This window comes from Streptomyces sp. NPDC031474 (genome assembly GCF_055581185.1).
The window spans coordinates 288941-304259 of sequence record NZ_JBVIJX010000014.1 but is presented as its reverse complement, the minus strand read 5'-3'; the positions used below and the strand labels follow the sequence as shown (position 1 = coordinate 304259).

The 15319-nt window shown below is 72.0% G+C and carries 15 protein-coding genes and 1 tRNA gene; 10 read left to right on the top strand and 6 right to left on the bottom strand.

Annotation, left to right across the window (positions count from 1 at the left end; all coding sequences use genetic code 11):
- The first annotated feature begins 95 nt into the window (after positions 1–95).
- Positions 96–773: a dihydrofolate reductase family protein gene (locus tag ACZ5SK_RS30000; protein WP_468415336.1), complete on the top strand. Its 678-nt coding sequence runs from the start codon at positions 96–98 to the stop codon at positions 771–773.
- A 4-nt stretch (positions 774–777) separates the two neighbouring features.
- Positions 778–1281: a GNAT family N-acetyltransferase gene (locus tag ACZ5SK_RS29995; protein WP_468576719.1), complete on the top strand. Its 504-nt coding sequence runs from the start codon at positions 778–780 to the stop codon at positions 1279–1281.
- Positions 1282–1290: 9 nt separating this feature from the next.
- Here the strand turns inward: ACZ5SK_RS29995 and ACZ5SK_RS29990 are convergent, their stop codons facing one another.
- Positions 1291–3336 (bottom strand): MDR family MFS transporter, encoded by a 2046-nt coding sequence (locus tag ACZ5SK_RS29990; RefSeq protein WP_457494221.1) that lies wholly within the window; start codon positions 3334–3336, stop codon positions 1291–1293.
- 181 nt (positions 3337–3517) lie between these two features.
- On the opposite strand from ACZ5SK_RS29990, the gene ACZ5SK_RS29985 reads away from it, so the two are divergent.
- On the top strand, positions 3518–4663 hold the full coding sequence (locus ACZ5SK_RS29985) for a peptidoglycan-binding domain-containing protein (protein ID WP_468576718.1): 1146 nt from the start codon (positions 3518–3520) through the stop codon (positions 4661–4663).
- Between the two features lie 51 nt (positions 4664–4714).
- On the opposite strand, the gene ACZ5SK_RS29980 is transcribed toward ACZ5SK_RS29985, so the two are convergent.
- Positions 4715–5365, bottom strand: coding sequence for an HAD family hydrolase (locus ACZ5SK_RS29980; protein ID WP_334580490.1), 651 nt, complete (start codon positions 5363–5365; stop codon positions 4715–4717).
- An 805-nt stretch (positions 5366–6170) separates the two neighbouring features.
- Positions 6171–6752: a TMEM165/GDT1 family protein gene (locus tag ACZ5SK_RS29975; protein ID WP_468576717.1), complete on the bottom strand. Its 582-nt coding sequence runs from the start codon at positions 6750–6752 to the stop codon at positions 6171–6173.
- A 380-nt stretch (positions 6753–7132) separates the two neighbouring features.
- Here ACZ5SK_RS29975 and ACZ5SK_RS29970 point away from each other — a divergent pair, with 380 nt between their 5' ends.
- The 5 genes from ACZ5SK_RS29970 to ACZ5SK_RS29950 all read left to right on the top strand — a co-directional run bounded on the left by ACZ5SK_RS29970 (position 7133) and on the right by ACZ5SK_RS29950 (position 13053).
- Positions 7133–7777, top strand: a complete 645-nt coding sequence (locus tag ACZ5SK_RS29970) for an HNH endonuclease family protein (protein WP_334580488.1) — start codon at positions 7133–7135, stop codon at positions 7775–7777.
- Between the two features lie 139 nt (positions 7778–7916).
- Positions 7917–9548: a DUF7800 domain-containing protein gene (locus ACZ5SK_RS29965; protein WP_468576716.1), complete on the top strand. Its 1632-nt coding sequence runs from the start codon at positions 7917–7919 to the stop codon at positions 9546–9548.
- A gap of 165 nt (positions 9549–9713) precedes the next feature.
- Positions 9714–11555: an FAD/NAD(P)-binding protein gene (locus ACZ5SK_RS29960; protein WP_468576715.1), complete on the top strand. Its 1842-nt coding sequence runs from the start codon at positions 9714–9716 to the stop codon at positions 11553–11555.
- A 101-nt stretch (positions 11556–11656) separates the two neighbouring features.
- Complete coding sequence (locus ACZ5SK_RS29955; protein ID WP_334580485.1) at positions 11657–12109, top strand: DoxX family protein; 453 nt, start codon at positions 11657–11659, stop codon at positions 12107–12109.
- A 332-nt stretch (positions 12110–12441) separates the two neighbouring features.
- The gene (locus ACZ5SK_RS29950) at positions 12442–13053 is read left to right on the top strand and encodes a DedA family protein (RefSeq protein ID WP_334580484.1); all 612 of its coding nucleotides are present in this window, start codon (positions 12442–12444) and stop codon (positions 13051–13053) included.
- 83 nt (positions 13054–13136) lie between these two features.
- Here ACZ5SK_RS29950 and ACZ5SK_RS29945 read toward each other — a convergent pair whose 3' ends face one another.
- Both ACZ5SK_RS29945 and ACZ5SK_RS29940 read right to left on the bottom strand, forming a co-directional pair.
- A complete protein-coding gene (locus tag ACZ5SK_RS29945; RefSeq protein WP_334580483.1) occupies positions 13137–13367 on the bottom strand; it encodes a DUF2277 domain-containing protein in 231 nt (76 codons plus the stop codon).
- Between the two features lie 180 nt (positions 13368–13547).
- Positions 13548–14090 (bottom strand): GNAT family N-acetyltransferase, encoded by a 543-nt coding sequence (locus ACZ5SK_RS29940; RefSeq protein WP_334580482.1) that lies wholly within the window; start codon positions 14088–14090, stop codon positions 13548–13550.
- Between the two features lie 114 nt (positions 14091–14204).
- On the opposite strand from ACZ5SK_RS29940, the gene ACZ5SK_RS29935 reads away from it, so the two are divergent.
- Together ACZ5SK_RS29935 and ACZ5SK_RS29930 are read left to right on the top strand one after the other, a co-directional pair.
- A complete protein-coding gene (locus ACZ5SK_RS29935) occupies positions 14205–14588 on the top strand; it encodes a thiol-disulfide oxidoreductase DCC family protein (protein ID WP_334580481.1) in 384 nt (127 codons plus the stop codon).
- Between the two features lie 111 nt (positions 14589–14699).
- Positions 14700–15029 (top strand): hypothetical protein, encoded by a 330-nt coding sequence (locus ACZ5SK_RS29930; protein WP_334580480.1) that lies wholly within the window; start codon positions 14700–14702, stop codon positions 15027–15029.
- Positions 15030–15068: 39 nt separating this feature from the next.
- Here the strand turns inward: ACZ5SK_RS29930 and ACZ5SK_RS29925 are convergent.
- Positions 15069–15143 (bottom strand) — tRNA-Val (locus ACZ5SK_RS29925).
- Positions 15144–15319 lie beyond the last annotated feature (176 nt).

Sequence of the window (15319 nt, the reverse complement as noted above, 5' to 3'; positions counted from 1 at the left end):
CGGCGGGCCGATCGACGCAGAGGTGGAAGCAGGAAGTCAGTGATCGCTGAAACAGGAAGTCAGTGATCCGGGAAACAGTTGCCGAGGAGGCTGTCATGGGTGAGGTCATCGCACGGCTGGCCATGTCGCTCGACGGATACGTGGCGGGCCCGGAGTCGGGGCGTGAGCATCCTCTCGGAATCGGCGGGGAGCGGCTGCACTCGTGGGTGTTCGGGTTGCGGACGTTCCGGCAGATGCAGGGGATGACGGGCGGGGAGACCGGCCCCGACGACGAGTTGATCGCCGAGCACGTCGCCCGGCCCGGCGCGGTGGTGATGGGGCACGGCATGTTCATCACCGGGGAGATCCCCTGGGGCGACGAGCCGCCCTTCCACGCGCCGGTGTTCGTCGTCACCCACCACCCCCGTGAGTCCCTGGTGAAGAAGGGCGGCACCACCTTCCACTTCGTCACCGAGGGCCCGGAGCGGGCGCTGGAACTGGCCCGGGAGGCGGCGGGCGGCAAGGACGTGTCGCTGGCGGGCGGCGCGGACCTGGTGCAGCAGTTCATCCGCAACGGCTGGCTGGACGAGCTCCTCCTGCACGTCGTGCCGGTGCTGGCCTGCGGCGGCCGACGCCTGTTCGACAACCTCGACGACCTCGGCGGTTCCGGCGGCTCCGGCGTCCCCGGCGGTTCCGGTCACCGGCACATCGAGTGGCAGAAGACGCAGGTGCTGGACTCGCCGGGGGTGACGCATATCCGGTTGCGCGCCCCGCACACCGTCGCCGCAGAATGAGCGGGTGACCTGGACCATCGCCCCCGAACCCCACGACTCCCCGGTCGCCGGCGCGCTCTGGCGGGAGTACTACACAGAGGTCAGCGACCGCTGGTACCTGCTGCACGAGGGCCGAAGGACCGATCCGGACGAGCTGGAGCGGGAGATCGCCGCCCGGAGCTGGGCCGAACTCACCGCGCCCGGCGGGCAGTTGCTGGTCGGGCGGTACGACGGTGAGCCGGGCGGCTGTGCGGGCGTGCGGCTGATGGACGTGACGACGGCCGAGCTGAAGCGGGTGTTCGTACGGGAGGGGCTGCGCGGGAAGGGCGGCGCGACGCTCCTCGTCCGGGCCGCCGAGGACGCCGCCCTCGCTCTCGGCGCCGCACGGATGGTCCTGGACACCCGGGGCGACCTCGTCGAGGCCCGCGCCCTGTACGCCCGGCTGGGCTACGCGGAGACCGAGCCGTACAACGACGACCCGTACGCCGAGCACTGGTTCGCCAAGTCGCTCGGCCAGGCCCCCGGATGAGCAAGTCCCTCAGGTGAGACGGTGGTCGGGCACCACCCGTCCGCCGTACGGCTGTTCGCGGTCCGAGCCGCACAGTTCGTCGTTCAGTTCCTTGACCAGTTGGACGAGGTCGGTGGGCCGGTCCGGGCCCCACCAGTCGCCCAGCAGTTCGGCCAGCGACTCCTCGCGGGCCTGCGCGAGCCGTTCGGCGGCCTCGTGGCCCTCGTCGGTCAGCACCATGTCGAGCCCCTCGCGTACGGCGAGCCGGCGTACCTCGACCTGCCGGGCCCCCTCGATGATCACCGCGAGCGGGACGGTGCTGCGCTCGGCGAGCACGCCCGGCTCGACACTGCCGTACCGCTTGATCCGCAGGAGCAGCCAGCTCGCGGCCGGGAGGAGGTCGTAGCCGGCCCGCGCGGTGATCTTCACATAGATCTCGCGGCGGCCCTCGCGGGTGCCGAGGACGGACAGCGCGCGGCACACCTCGTCGTACGACGACCGCTCGACCGGGTTGCTGGCGAGGGTCTCCGTCACGTCGGGGGCGGTGACCGAGCCACGCAGCGGGTCCTCCTTGAGGAACCACGCCAGGACGAAGCCGAGGAGCGCGACCGGCGCCGCGTACAGGAAGACGTCGGTGATGGAGGAGGCGTAGGCGTGCAGGACGCGCGGACGCAGCGCGGACGGCAGGTCGGCGATGCCGCGCGGGTCGGCCTCCAGCGCGCCCGGCGAGATCCCGGGCGGAAGCGGGACGCCCCGGAGGGCGTCGGTGAGCTTGTCGCCGAGGCGGCTCGCGAAGACGGTGCCGAAGATGGCGACGCCGAAGGAGGCGCCGATGGAGCGGAAGAAGGTCGCGCCGGACGTGGCGACGCCGAGGTCCTCGTAGGCGACCGCGTTCTGCACGATCAGCACCAGCACCTGCATGACCAGGCCCAGTCCGAGGCCGAAGACGAAGAAGTAGGCGCTCATCTCGCCGGTGGAGCTGTGCTCGTCGAGCCGGTGCAGGAGGAGCAGGCCGAGGGCGGTGACGGCGGTGCCCGTCACCGGGAACACCTTCCAGCGGCCGGTGCGGCTGACGATCTGCCCGGAGCCCGTGGACGACAGGAGCATGCCGGCCACCATCGGCAGCATGTGGACGCCGGACATGGTCGGCGAGACGCCCTGCACCACCTGGAGGAAGGTCGGCAGGTAGGTCATCGCGCCGAACATCGCGAAGCCGACGATGAAGCTGATCACGGCGGAGAGGGTGAAGGTGCGGATGCGGAACAGCTTGAGGGGGAGGACGGGTTCGGCCGCCCGCCGCTCCACCGACACGAACGCGAAGGCCAGCAGCACGCCCAGGACCGCCAGTGCGACGATCTGCGGCGAGCCCCAGTCCCAGGTGGTGCCGCCGAGGGAGGCCACCAGGACCAGGCAGGTGGCGACGGAGGCGATGAGGAGGGTGCCGAGGTAGTCGATGACGTGCTTGGTCGCCTTGAGCGGGATGTGCAGGACCGCCGCGATGACGGCGAGGGCCACGACGCCCACGGGCAGGTTGACGTAGAACACCCAGCGCCAGCTGAGGTGTTCGGTGAACAGGCCGCCCAGCAGCGGGCCGAGGACGCTCGTGGTACCGAACACCGCGCCGAACAGGCCCTGGTAGCGGCCGCGGTCGCGCGGCGGGACGAGATCGCCGACGAGTGCCATCGACAGCACCATCAACCCGCCGCCGCCCAGGCCCTGGACGGCCCGGAAGGCGATCAGCTGCGGCATGTTTTGCGCCATTCCGCACAGCGCCGAACCGATCAGAAAGAGGACGATCGCGATCTGGAACAGCCTCTTGCGCCCGTACTGGTCGCCCAGTTTGCCCCACAGCGGGGTCGCGGCCGTCGACGCCAGCATGTAGGCCGTGACCACCCACGACAGGTGCTCCATACCACCCAGGTCGCTGACGATGGTGGGCAGGGCGGTCGACACGATCGTCTGGTCGAGGGCGGCGAGGAGCATGCCGAGCAGCAGGGCGCCGATCGAGACGAGGACGTTTCCGGACACGTGTTCCTGACGTGGATCCGCCGTCCTGCTGTGCGCGTCCAAGGCCATGGATGCCTCCTGGGGCTCTGGTGACCCTTTCCATCGTGATCGGTGTGACCCGTTATGGCCTCTTGAGTCCTCGTAAGCCCCCTTGATTCCTGGCGGAATATGACATTCCGGGGGGTGCGGGCGGTCCGCTGTGTGGAGGATCTGCATAATCCTTGAAGTTTGAATGGGGAGGGGCGAACACGTGATCGATGCGACGGGGCGGCAGGGGCCACCGGGGCAGCGGGGGCTGCCCTGCCCGCAGTGCGGAGCGCTCCGCGCGCCCGACAACACCCCGTCCTGCTCGTGCGCCCAGCGCGCCGCCGAGACCCTGCTCGACACGCGCACGGCGGAGGCGGCCGCGGCGGAGGACTTCGATCCGCTGCGGATACGGCCGTACGTGGAACTGGACGGAGAGCAGCCGCCCACGGAGGGGGCCCGGGGTACGACCGCGGAAGGGGGCTCGGGCCCGGGCCCGACCGGGAGTGGGGCGTGGGCCGCGGTTGCGCCGGACGGTGAGCTGACCATGCCGCTGCCTGCGGTTCCGGCCGACGCGACGATGCCGTTGCGCGCGGTGGATCCCGCCGGGCCGCCGCCCCACGCGACGGCGGCGCCGTTCACCCCGTCGGCCCCACCCGCCGCCCTGCCCGGCGCCGGCACCGGCGACCTGAGCCTGTTCGGGGCGGCGGCCGCCGGCTCCGCGCACCCCGACGACGAGGAGCCGGGAAGGCCGCGCCGTCGCCGGACGCTGCTGGTCGCGACGGCCGCTGCCGTCGTGGCCGTGGTGGCCGCGGCCGGGTTCGCGAGCGGGCTGTTCTCCTACGACAAGCCGACGCGCGACGGGGCTGCTCCGAAGGACGTACGGGCGGCCGTGCCGGTCCCGGCGACGAGCGCGTCCGCCGGGACGCCGTCGGCGAGCCCGTCCGCGTCCCCGTCGGCCTCCGAGGCGTCGGTGTCCCCGTCCGAGAGAGGGACTCCGTCGCCCTCCGCGGCGAAGGAGAGTGCCTCACCCTCGGCGTCCCCGTCATCGTCGTCGTCGGCGGCGGGCCAGGCGAAGCCGACCGCCCCCGTCAGCGCCTCCGCGAGGCCCGGGAACGGGGCCGACAAGAGCGAGCCGATCTCCGAGGGCACGGTCCTGCGGCGCGGCGACACGGGCGCCGAGGTGACGGAACTCCAGTTGCGGCTACGGCAGTTGTTTTTCTACAACGGCGAGGCCGACGGCACCTTCGGCAGCGAGGTCGAGGAGGCGCTGCGCAACTACCAGTGGTCCAGGGGGACTACGGCGGACGGGCTGGGCGTGTACGGGGCGGCGACGCGGACGAAGCTGGAGTCCGAGACGAAGGAACCGTGACGCGGGAGGTGGGGCGTCCTGCGCGGGGGACGCTGGGGACGCTGGGGACCCCTACGCGCTGAAGGACAACCGCACGCCGTCCGCCACGACCTCCACCCGCACCTGCCGCAGATCGCGCACCACCACGTCCGGGCCGTGCACGGCCGCCCGCGGCCCCACCCCCACGACGCGCATCCCCGCGGAGCGCCCCGCCGCGATGCCCGCGCCGGAGTCCTCGAAGACCACGCAGTCCGCCGGGGCGACGCCGAGCTCGGCCGCGCCCTTCAGGAAGCCCTCGGGGTCCGGCTTGCTGGCGCCCACCGATTCCGCGGTGACACGCACGTCGGGGAGTGCCAGTCCCGCCGCGGCCATCCGGGCGGTCGACAGGGGGACGTCCGCCGAGGTGACCAGCGCGTGCGGGACGCCCCGCAGGGAGGCGAGGAACTCCGGTGCGCCGGGCACCGGCACGACGCCCTCCAGGTCGGCGGTCTCCTCCGCGAGCATCCGCGCGTTGTCCGCCAGGTTCAGGTGCATCGGACGGCTGGGCAGCAGCACGGCCATCGAGGCATACCCCTGGCGGCCGTGGACCACCTTCATGACCTCGTCCCCGTCGAGCCCGTGCACGTCGGCCCAGCGCCGCCAGATCCGCTCCACGACGGCGTCGGAGTTCACGAGGGTGCCGTCCATGTCGAGCAGGAGGGCGCGGGCGGTCAGGACCGGCATCATCAGCTCCAGGTACGTAGAAACAAGGCGGCCCCGCCCGCCGGTCAGGGAAAACGGGCGGGAGCCACTTTGTTTCCTCACGGTACAAAACAATCACCCCCCACCGCCACCCCCCACAAAAACCAGCAGCAACCATTCACCAACCGTTCAGCCGACCGCCCCCGACTCCCCGACCCCCAAGCCCAGCGACCCCAGCTCGCCGACCCTCCAGCCCAGCGAGCCCGGCTCGCCGACTCCCCAAGCCCAGCGAGCCCGGCTCGCCGACTCCCCAAGCCCAGCGGTCCCAGCCCCCGGCCCGACTCCCCCCGCCCCCGGCTTCCCCGCCCCCCCAGCCCAGCCGAACCGACCTTCCTGCCGCGCGGCCCAGCCGGACCGTCCCGCCCCACCCCCAAGCCGGACCGACCCCCACGCCCCCGGCTTCCCCGGCCCAGCCGAACCGACCTCCCCCGCCGCCAGGCCCAGCCGCGCTGACCAGCCTCGCTCCCCCAGCCACCTGGACCGACTCCCCGGCCCCCGGCTCCCCGCCCCCAGCCCAGCCGACCAGCCTCCCTGCCGCGTGGCCCAGCCGGACCGGCCTCCCTGCCCCCAAACCGGACCGACTCCCCCGCCCCCAGCTTCCCGGCTTCCCCGGCCCAGCCGAAGCAGCCTCCCCCTGGTGCCCGACCCAGCGCACCGACCTGCCCCACTCCCCCCACCCAGCCGAACCGGCCTTCCCTGCCCCTGACGTTCGCGGCCCAGCCGAACCGACCTCCCCCCGCCCCCGGCGCCCCCGGCCCAGCCGGACCGACCTCCCCCCGCCGTCGGCTCAGCCGGTGATTGCCTCCCACAGGCTCCATGCGCCGAGTGTCAGCATCAGGAGTGCTGCGATCCGGGTGATCAGTTGGAGCGGGATCCGCTTCATGAGGGCCTTTCCGCCGAGGATGCCCAGGCCGGCGACCGCCCACAGCGCCAGCACCGCGCCGAGGCCGACGGAGAGGGGGTCGTCGTAGCGGGCGGCGAGGTTGGCCGTCATGATCTGGGTGAGGTCGCCGAACTCGGCGACGAGGATCAGCATGAAGCCCGCGCCGGCGACCTTCCAGAAGGACTGGTTCTCCGGCCGCCGGATCTCCTCGTCGTCCTCGTCCTTCTTCAGCAGCAGCACGGCCGCGCCGCCCAGGAACAGCACGCCCGTCAGCGCGTGCACCAGCTGCTGCGGGAGCAGGGTCAGCACGCTGCCCGCCGCGACGGCCAGCGCGACATGCAGCGCGAAGGCGGCGGCGACGCCGGCGAAGACGTACGAGGCGCGGTAGCGGGTGCCGAGGACGAGGCCGGCGAGTGCGGTCTTGTCGGGCAGCTCGGCCAGGAAGACGACGCCGAAGACGAGCGCCGTCACGGTGATGCTGATCAAGGTTCCTCAATCGGTCGGGGGCCGCCCCACCGAGAGTCCTCAACTCCTCAGGAATAAGACACCTCGGCACGGCAGCACACATCTCACCCGTGCCATGCGGCACGGATGTGCACTGCTTGCCGAAGGTCTCGCTGGCCGACCCACCACAACGGGTCTGCCTCCGGGCGCCGGCTCAGACGAGCTGAGCAGTATGTCGACGGTCCGGCGAAGAGCTACTCCCCTTCTGCGCATCCCATTGTACGAGATCGTTCTGCCATAAACCTTGTCGTGTCATGAGCACGTCACTAACTTCTTACCGAACGCACACCTCCCCGCAACGCGACACGGCGAGCATTCCAACGCTCGCGCTCCAACACCCCCGCCTCCCCAAGGGAGTTCGCATGTCGAAGTTCTACGCGCGTGGACGGCTGAGCATACTCGCCGCCCTCACGGGCCTCATAGCATCGGTCGGACTGTTCACCTCCCCGACCGCCTCCGCCGCTCTCCCCACCCCGGTCAGCGCCGCCACCGCGCGCAGCTACCTCGCCTCCCTCACCGTGGCGAGCGAGGTCAGGACCGGCTACAACCGGGACCTGTTCCCGACCTGGATCACCATCAGCGGCACCTGCAACACCCGTGAGTACATCCTCAAGCGGGACGGTACGAACGTCGTCACCAACTCCGCCTGCACCGCCACCAGCGGCAGCTGGTACTCCCCCTACGACGGCGCCACCTGGACCGCCGCCTCGGACCTCGACATCGACCACCTCGTCCCGCTCGCCGAGGCCTGGGACTCCGGCGCCCGGAACTGGACCACCGCCCAGCGCCAGGCCTTCGCCAACGACGTCACCCGCCCGCAGCTGATCGCCGTCACGGACAACGTGAACCAGCAGAAGAGCGACCAGGACCCGGCCGACTGGATGCCGTCGGTCACCTCGTACCGCTGCACGTACGTCCGCGCCTGGGTGCAGGTGAAGTACTACTACGACCTCTCGGTCGACTCCGCCGAGAAGAGCGCGCTGACGAGCTACCTCGCCAACTGCTGAACCCGCGCGCCGATCGATCCGCGTCCGAGCCGTGACCGCCGGAACCTCCCCGCGGACCTCCGTCGTTCCGTACCGTACGGGGCGACGGAAGAGGGCGGGCCGCAGGCGAGCCCGACCAGACAGAGGGGCGGCTGATCGCGTGGCCGGACTGCGGCTGGGACCACTGCTGAGATACGCCGACGCCTCGTCCGCGACCGTCTGGGTCGAGGCGAGCCGCCCGTGCACCGCCGAGGTGCGCTGCACGGACGGCGCCGGCGGCACGGCCCGCACCTTCCAGGTGGCGGGCCACCACTACGCCCTGGTCCCGGTGACCGGTCTCACGGCGGGGACGGCGACGGTGTACGAGGTGCTCCTCGACGGCGCCCGGGTGTGGCCGCCGCCCGACTCCCGTTTCCCGCCCTCCGAGATCCGCACCCCCGGCGACGGGGGCCACGGCGTCCGGGTGACGTTCGGCTCCTGCCGCTGGGCGGCGCCCCCGGCCGGCGGACACGATCCCGTGGGCCCCGACGCCCTGGACAGCCTGGCCGCGCGCCTCGCCGCCGATCCGACGGCCGAACGGCCCGACGTACTGCTGCTGTTGGGCGACCAGGTGTACGCCGACGAGGTCTCCGACGCGACCCGCGAGCGGATCGCCGCCCGCCGCGGCCTCACCGATCCGCCGGGCGCCGAGGTCGCGGACTTCGAGGAGTACACCTGGCTGTACTACGAGTCCTGGCTCGACCCCGAGGTGCGCTGGCTGCTGTCGACCGTGCCGAGCTGCATGGTCTTCGACGATCATGACGTCGTCGACGACTGGAACACCTCCGCCGCCTGGCTGGCCGACATGCGGGCCACGCCCTGGTGGCGCGAGCGGCTGCTGAGCGGTCTGACGTCGTACTGGGTGCACCAGCACCTCGGCAACCTCACCCCCGCCGAGCTGGCCGCCGACCCGCTCTACGCCGCCGTACGCGCGGTCCCCGACGGCACCGACGTGCTGCGTGACTTCGCGTGCCGCGCCGACACCGACCCGGCGTCCGTGCGGTGGAGCTACCGGCGCGACTTCGGGCGGGTGCGGCTGCTGATGGTCGACACCCGGGCCGCGCGGGTGCTGGACGAGGACGGGCGGGCGATGCTCGACCCCGGCGAGGCGCGGTGGCTGCGCGAGCAGATCCTCGACGGTCCCGGTTCCTACGACCATCTCCTGATCGGCACCTCCCTGCCCTGGCTGCTGCCGCATCTGGTGCACGACGCCGAGGCGTGGGACGCGGCCCTGTGCCGGGGCGAACGCGGGGCGCGCTGGGCCCGGTTCGGGGAGAAGCTGCGGCGGGCGGCGGATCTGGAGCACTGGGCGGCCTTCCCGGCGTCCTTCGCCGCGCTGACAGAGCTGATCGCCGAGGCCGGGACGGGATCGCGGGCGCCGGCGAGCGTGCTCGTGCTCTCCGGGGACGTGCACCACGCGTATGTGGCCGAGCCGCGCTGGCCCGACGGGAGGGGGCCCGACGCCCGGGTGCTGCAACTCACCTGCTCGCCCGTCCACAACTCCATCCCCCTGTCGATACGGGTGGGCTTCCGCTTCGGCTGGAGCGCCGTGGCCCGTGCGCTCGGGCGGCGCTTTCGCCGGCACGGGCGCTGTCCGCGACCGCCCGTCGACTGGCGCAGGACCGGCGGGCCGTGGTTCGGCAACCAGCTCATGTCCCTGACGCTGAACGGCCGTTCGGCCCGGCTGCGGCTGGAGCAGGCGCGAGCGAACAGCGTGCTGGCCACCGTGGAGGAGTCCGAGCTCACCTCCTGATGCGGGACAACCGGGGCCTGTGGGACCCGCGTTGGCGTCCGTGACGGTGGGGGTCCCCCCGTTCTCGAAGAGTTCGGAGGGCATGATGAGGCGGACCGTCCGCTTCCGTCAGGGCCTCGCGGGCGGCCTGCTCCATCGCGCCCCACACGCCCGGGAGTCACCCCCTTGCCCTCAGTGAACACCGATCTCGCCGTCGCCCTCGTCGGCGCCGGGCCACGCGGCACCAGCGTCCTGGAACGTCTCTGCGCCTCAGCGCCCGAGCTGTTGCCGCCCGGGGTGCGGCTGACCGTCCATGTCGTCGATCCCGCCCCACCGGGACCGGGGCGCGTGTGGCGGACCGCCCAGTCGCCGGAGCTGCTGATGAACACCGTGGCCTCGCAGGTGACCCTGTTCACCGACGACAGCGTGGACTGCGCGGGCCCGATCCGCCCGCACTACGGCCGCTATCGAACACTTGCCCAGTGCGCCATCCTTCAGGGTGGAGGTGTAGGGCATCCTGCCCGTAGTAGCCCGGAGGGGCGCAGCGGCATGGCTAAGATCGCCTTGTCCGACAACGGAGTTGTGGGACCTACCGCCGGACGGGCGGGAAGTCAGGCCTGCGGAGGCCGTGTAAGACCGACCCTCACCGGTCGGCGGTGGCCTGTGAAACAGGAACCCATGGTGGTACCGCGTAGCGGTACGGACCGGAATCCCCTGCCCTCGGGCAGGGGAGGGCGTCAACTGGAGTGGGTGTTCGCCCGGACCGTGCGCCAGGCCCCACCCTCGGTGCGCGTCGAGACGCACGCGGCTAGCGCGGTCCGGCTCGACGACGCCGCCGACGGCCGTCAGCTCCTCACCCTGGACAGCGTCCCCGTCCCGCACGGCCTGCGCTACGTGCCCTCCGGCCACGAGCCGCGTCTGTACGCCGGCTCCCGGCGCGGCATCCCCTACCAGGCGCGCGGCGACAACGCCAAGGGGCCGTACGGGCGTCACACCCCGCGCGTGCTGACCCCGGAGGTGATCGCGGGCTTCCGCAAGCGCGCGGACTCCGGTGAGGCGCCCGACTTCCTCGCCGAGATATGGCCGTTGGTGGCGAAGGAGGTGGAGACGGTGTACTACGCGGCCCTCGTACGGCATGCGGCGTTCCTGGACCGGTTCCTCGCCGTCCCGCACCGCGCTCCCCAAGAGGCTCTGATGCTCGACGAGTTCGGGGTGCCCGAGGCCGCCCGCTGGAGCTGGGAGCGGATCTCCCGGCCGTATGGGGAACGCCGGTTCGCACATCCGGGGCAGTGGCGCGACTGGCTGCTGGCGTATCTGCGCAGGGACGCGGCGGAAGCCGCCCGGGGCAATGTCGACGGCCCCTCGAAGGCGGCCCTGGACGTGCTGCGCGACCTGCGCAACGAGCTGCGACTGATCGTCGACCACGCGGGGCTGGCCGGCGCCTCCCGCCGGGACCACCTGGATCGCTGGTACACCCCGCTGAACGCCTTCCTGTCGATCGGACCGCCCCGCCGCCGCGTCGAGGAGCTGGCCGCCCTGGTGGAGGCGGGGGTGGTGGAGGTGCTCGGGCCCCGGCTGGAGGTGCGGGAGGAGGACGGGGCCTGGCGGGCGCACTCGCCGCAGGTGCCGGGCTCGGCCGTCCGCGTGAGAACCCTCATAGAGGCCCGGCTGCCGGAGACGGACGTGCGCCGCACCGCCGACACCCTGCTGGCCCGACTGCTGAGGACCGGACAGTGCCGTCCCCACACGGTGGACGGTTACGAGACCGGAGGACTGGACGTGACACAGCGCCCCTACCGCCTGATCGACCGTCAGGGGCGGGCGCACGCAAGGCGGTTCGCCTTCGGGGTGCCCACGGAGGGCGTGCACTGGGTCACCGCGGCGGGCGCCCGCCCAGGGGTGGATTCGGTCACGCTTTCGGACGCGGACGCGGTGGCGAGAGCCGTTCTACGTGCCGCTAAGGCGGAAACGGAGCCCCAAACGGAGCCCAAGTCATGGCCAAAAGTTGAACTTGAAAGCATCTATTAGGTCCACCTAACGTGAGTCGCTCATTCGGTACCGCCGCCCCACCGGCCCGTCAACCCCCTTGTACGGGACCGGCCCTGACCGACACCGAAGGAGCACCCCCCATGTCCGCTCGCCTCAACACCGCACAGCCCTACGCGGTCGGCCTCTTCCGCATCGTCGTAGGCCTGCTCTTCGCCTGCCACGGCGCGTCCTCCCTCTTCGGCGTCCTCGGCGGCGTCCCGGGCACCGACGGCGGCACCATCGACTCCGGCACCTGGCCCGGCTGGTACGCGGCCGTGATCCAGCTCGTCTGCGGCAGCCTGGTGCTGCTCGGCCTCGGCACCAGGGCCGCCGCGTTCCTGGCCTCGGGCTCCATGGCGTACGCGTACTTCGACGTGCACCAGTCGAACGCCCTGTGGCCCATCGAGAACGGCGGCGAGGCCTCGGCGATGTTCTGCTGGGCCTTCCTGCTGCTGGTCTTCACCGGTTCCGGCGCACTCGGCCTGGACCGCCTGATCGCGCGCCGCGCGGCCACCGAGCGGCCCGCGGAACAGCGGGCCACGGTCGCCGCCTGACCGGCCCGGCCGAACGGCACAGTGCTCTCCGCGGCCACCCGGGAGTCGACCGCGCCCGGGTGACCTCGGAGCACGACGTCAACGACGCGAACGATGCGAATCATGTGAATCATGTGAACGACGCGAATGACGCGAATGACGTCAATATCATGACGTGGATCATGACGTGGGTTGCGGCGCAGGTGAACGTGCTGTGCCGAACACACGAGCCCCCCGTGAATCTGCTGTCACACCCCACGCGTACGCTGTATGGCTGTCATTGGCCGCATCTGCCGCTCCCCGCGACACAGCGGCACGGTCGGCCGTCACGGGGGAGACACGGGGAGACTGCGGTGTTCGAGAGCGTGGGGGCTTTGCTCGGCAGCCCCTGGATCTACGCGGTGGTGGGCCTCTCGGTCCTCCTCGACGTGTTCCTGCCGGTGCTGCCCAGCGGAGTGCTCGTCATCACCGCGGCGACGGCCGCGGCGGCGGGCTCGGGCGCGGCCACCGGCCAAGTGCCGAACGACGTCCCCGACATCATGGTCCTGATCCTCTCCGCGACGACCGCCTCGGTACTGGGCGACCTGGTCGCCTACCGGCTGGCCTGGCGCGGCGGTGAGCGCCTGGACCGGGCGATCTCCCGCTCCCGCCGGCTGACCACCGCGCAGGAACGTCTCGGCGACGCGCTCGCCCGGGGCGGCGGCGCCCTGGTCGTGCTGGCGCGCTTCGCCCCGGCCGGCCGTTCCGTCGTCTCCCTCATCGCGGGCGCCGCCCATCGCCGCCCGCGCGAGTTCCTCCCCTGGTCCGCGCTGGCCGGCCTGTCCTGGGCGGGCTACAGCGTGGCCCTCGGCTACTTCGGCGCGCACTGGCTGGGCACGACCTGGCTGGCGACGGGGGTGTCGGTGCTCGCGCTGTTCGGCGCGGGGGCGGGCGCGGCGTACGTGATGCGACGGCAGCCGGCGTAACCGGGCCGTTCCCGGCCCGCAGGCAGCTTTCAGCGCTCACGCCCGCGCGCGTACGTCTCAGCGCCCGCGCGCGTACGTCGACGTCACGCCGCCGTCGGGCGGTGCGACCCGCGCACCTCCAGGCCGTCCAGCAGTTCCGCGGTGGCCGCGGCGATGACCTCGACCGCTGTCTCGAACACCTCCCGGTTGTGCTCGGCCGGCGCCCGGAAGCCGGACACCTTGCGTACGTACTGAAGGGCTGCGGCGCGAATCTCGTCCTCCGTGGCCTCTTCGGGCAGGGCGGGGGGACGCAGCGTCTTGATACTCCGGCACATGTGCCCAGTCTGCCCCGGGACCCCGCCCGCGTGCCATGATCATGTCCGCGGCATGATCCGCCGGACAGACCCTCGGGCCCGACCGACGGGAGGACGACATCACCATGACGAACGGCACTCCCCGCGTTGCCGTGCTCGGCCCCGGCGGGGTGGGCGGCCTGGTACGGGAGTTGGCGGCCGCTACACGCCAGGCGGCGCCGTGCGGATGCTCCGCAGGTCGACGTACCAGTCGTTGGACCGGATCGGGTTCCCCTTCGGGTACTCGAGGTCGATCTGCCCGAGCAGGGTGAAACCGGCTTTGCGGCACACTCCGTTGGACGCCGTGTGGTCGACCTTGGGGAAGGCGTGCAGGGACGGGTGGCCGCCGTGACCGGCCGCCTGTCCCGCGACCTCTATGAGCGCCCGGGCGGCCCGCACCGCGAGGCCTCTGCCCTGGAACTCGGGCAGGGTCCCCCACCCGGTCTCCCACACCGTGGCGCCCCGCACCTGGGTCTCCCAGTAGCCGATCGACCCGACCGTCTCCCCGCTGTCCGCCAGCGCGACGCGGTACATACCGCCCGGGGACACCGCAAGGTACCGGCGGTGTCGGTCGGCGAGCTTCTCCTCGCTCTCCGGCCCGCCGAGATGCGCGGTCATCTCGGGGCTGTTGGACCGCTGCAACAGCCAGAAGTCGCCCTGCGACCATGGCACCAGCCGCACCTGCTCCACACCACTGTGATCCATACCGGCAACCGTAGAACGAGGGTCTGACAATGGGCCGTCCGTCAGCGGGCGACCCGGTCCGTACCGGTCCGTACCGGTCCTTCGGAACGGTTGCCCTGAGGGAAGGGAACACCCATGCCCGGCTCCGCACCCCCCGTTCTCGCCTACGACGGGGACTGCGGCTTCTGCCAGACCTCCGTCGACCGCCTCCGGGCGCTCGCGGCGCCGACGCTGGAGGCGGTTCCCTGGCAGTTTCTGCCCGCCGAGGAGACCGCACCGCATCTCGAACGGCTGGACCAGGAGGTGCTGTTGCTGCGCGGCGGCACGGTCCTCGCGGGCGGGTCGGACGCGCTGGCCCGCTGGGTGGGCACCTCGCCGTCCGGCGTGTGCCGCGTGCTCGCGGCCGTCGTGCGGCTGCCCGGCATCCGGGCCGGCGCCCGCGTGGTCTACCGCTGGGTGTCCCGCAACCGGCACCGGCTGCCCGGCGGCACTCCCGCGTGCGCGGTGCCGCCGCGCTGATCCGGACGAGCGGCGACTTCGTGAACCCACGCGGCCCCGCTCGAACGCATGTTCACACGAACACCCCAAAGGAGCTCGCCACTCAAATTCGAACAGGCGTACCATTGCCGTGTGGCTAAGACCTATGACTTTCCCAGCGACCTGCGCGCCGGTCAGGAGGAGCTGCATCAGGTCCGGGGCGAGCTGGCGGCCCTGCTGAAGCGGCTGCCCTGGTCCGTCGAGCCGCTGGACGGCTTCAGTGACGACGGGGGCTGGCGCAAGGTCGAGCGCCCCGCCTCCCCCGGCTGGACGGCCGACGAACAGGCCGAGGTGGAGAAGCTCCGGCGCCGGGAGCACGAGCTGGCGGTGTTCGTGAGCTGCCACCGCTTTTGGGCGGAGGTCGCCGAGGCGGACCGGGTCGAGGCCCGCATGAGCCTCAAGCATGCGCATCCCGACACGTGAAAGGACCCCCGGATCGCTCCGGGGGCCCTCTCGCTCTCCTGGTGGGCGCGGACGGTTTCGAACCGCCGACATCCTGCTTGTAAGGCAGGCGCTCTACCCCTGAGCTACGCACCCAGGACGAGTCGACAGCCTACATTGCCGGGGCCTGTGTCCTGCAAACCCGTATCCGCCCGAGGATTCCCCCGGGGGTTACCCCCACCCCGGATGCGGGAGCCCACCGGATCGTCCGCCCGCCCACGGCTGCCTACGGTCGTCAGTGCGCATCAGTGCACCGTCAGGCAGCAGCCCAG

Excerpts from the sequence above, each read along its gene's own strand:
- ACZ5SK_RS30000 (WP_468415336.1), top strand. The coding sequence starts at position 96 with ATGGGTGAGGTCATCGCACGGCTGGCCATGTCGCTCGACGGATACGTG.
- ACZ5SK_RS29940 (WP_334580482.1), bottom strand. The coding sequence starts at position 14,090 with ATGGATCACAGTGGTGTGGAGCAGGTGCGGCTGGTGCCATGGTCGCAG.
- ACZ5SK_RS29955 (WP_334580485.1), top strand. The coding sequence starts at position 11,657 with ATGTCCGCTCGCCTCAACACCGCACAGCCCTACGCGGTCGGCCTCTTC.
- ACZ5SK_RS29980 (WP_334580490.1), bottom strand. The coding sequence starts at position 5,365 with ATGCCGGTCCTGACCGCCCGCGCCCTCCTGCTCGACATGGACGGCACC.
- ACZ5SK_RS29935 (WP_334580481.1), top strand. The coding sequence starts at position 14,205 with ATGCCCGGCTCCGCACCCCCCGTTCTCGCCTACGACGGGGACTGCGGC.
- ACZ5SK_RS29990 (WP_457494221.1), bottom strand. The coding sequence starts at position 3,336 with ATGGCCTTGGACGCGCACAGCAGGACGGCGGATCCACGTCAGGAACAC.
- ACZ5SK_RS29945 (WP_334580483.1), bottom strand. The coding sequence starts at position 13,367 with ATGTGCCGGAGTATCAAGACGCTGCGTCCCCCCGCCCTGCCCGAAGAG.
- ACZ5SK_RS29970 (WP_334580488.1), top strand. The coding sequence starts at position 7,133 with ATGTCGAAGTTCTACGCGCGTGGACGGCTGAGCATACTCGCCGCCCTC.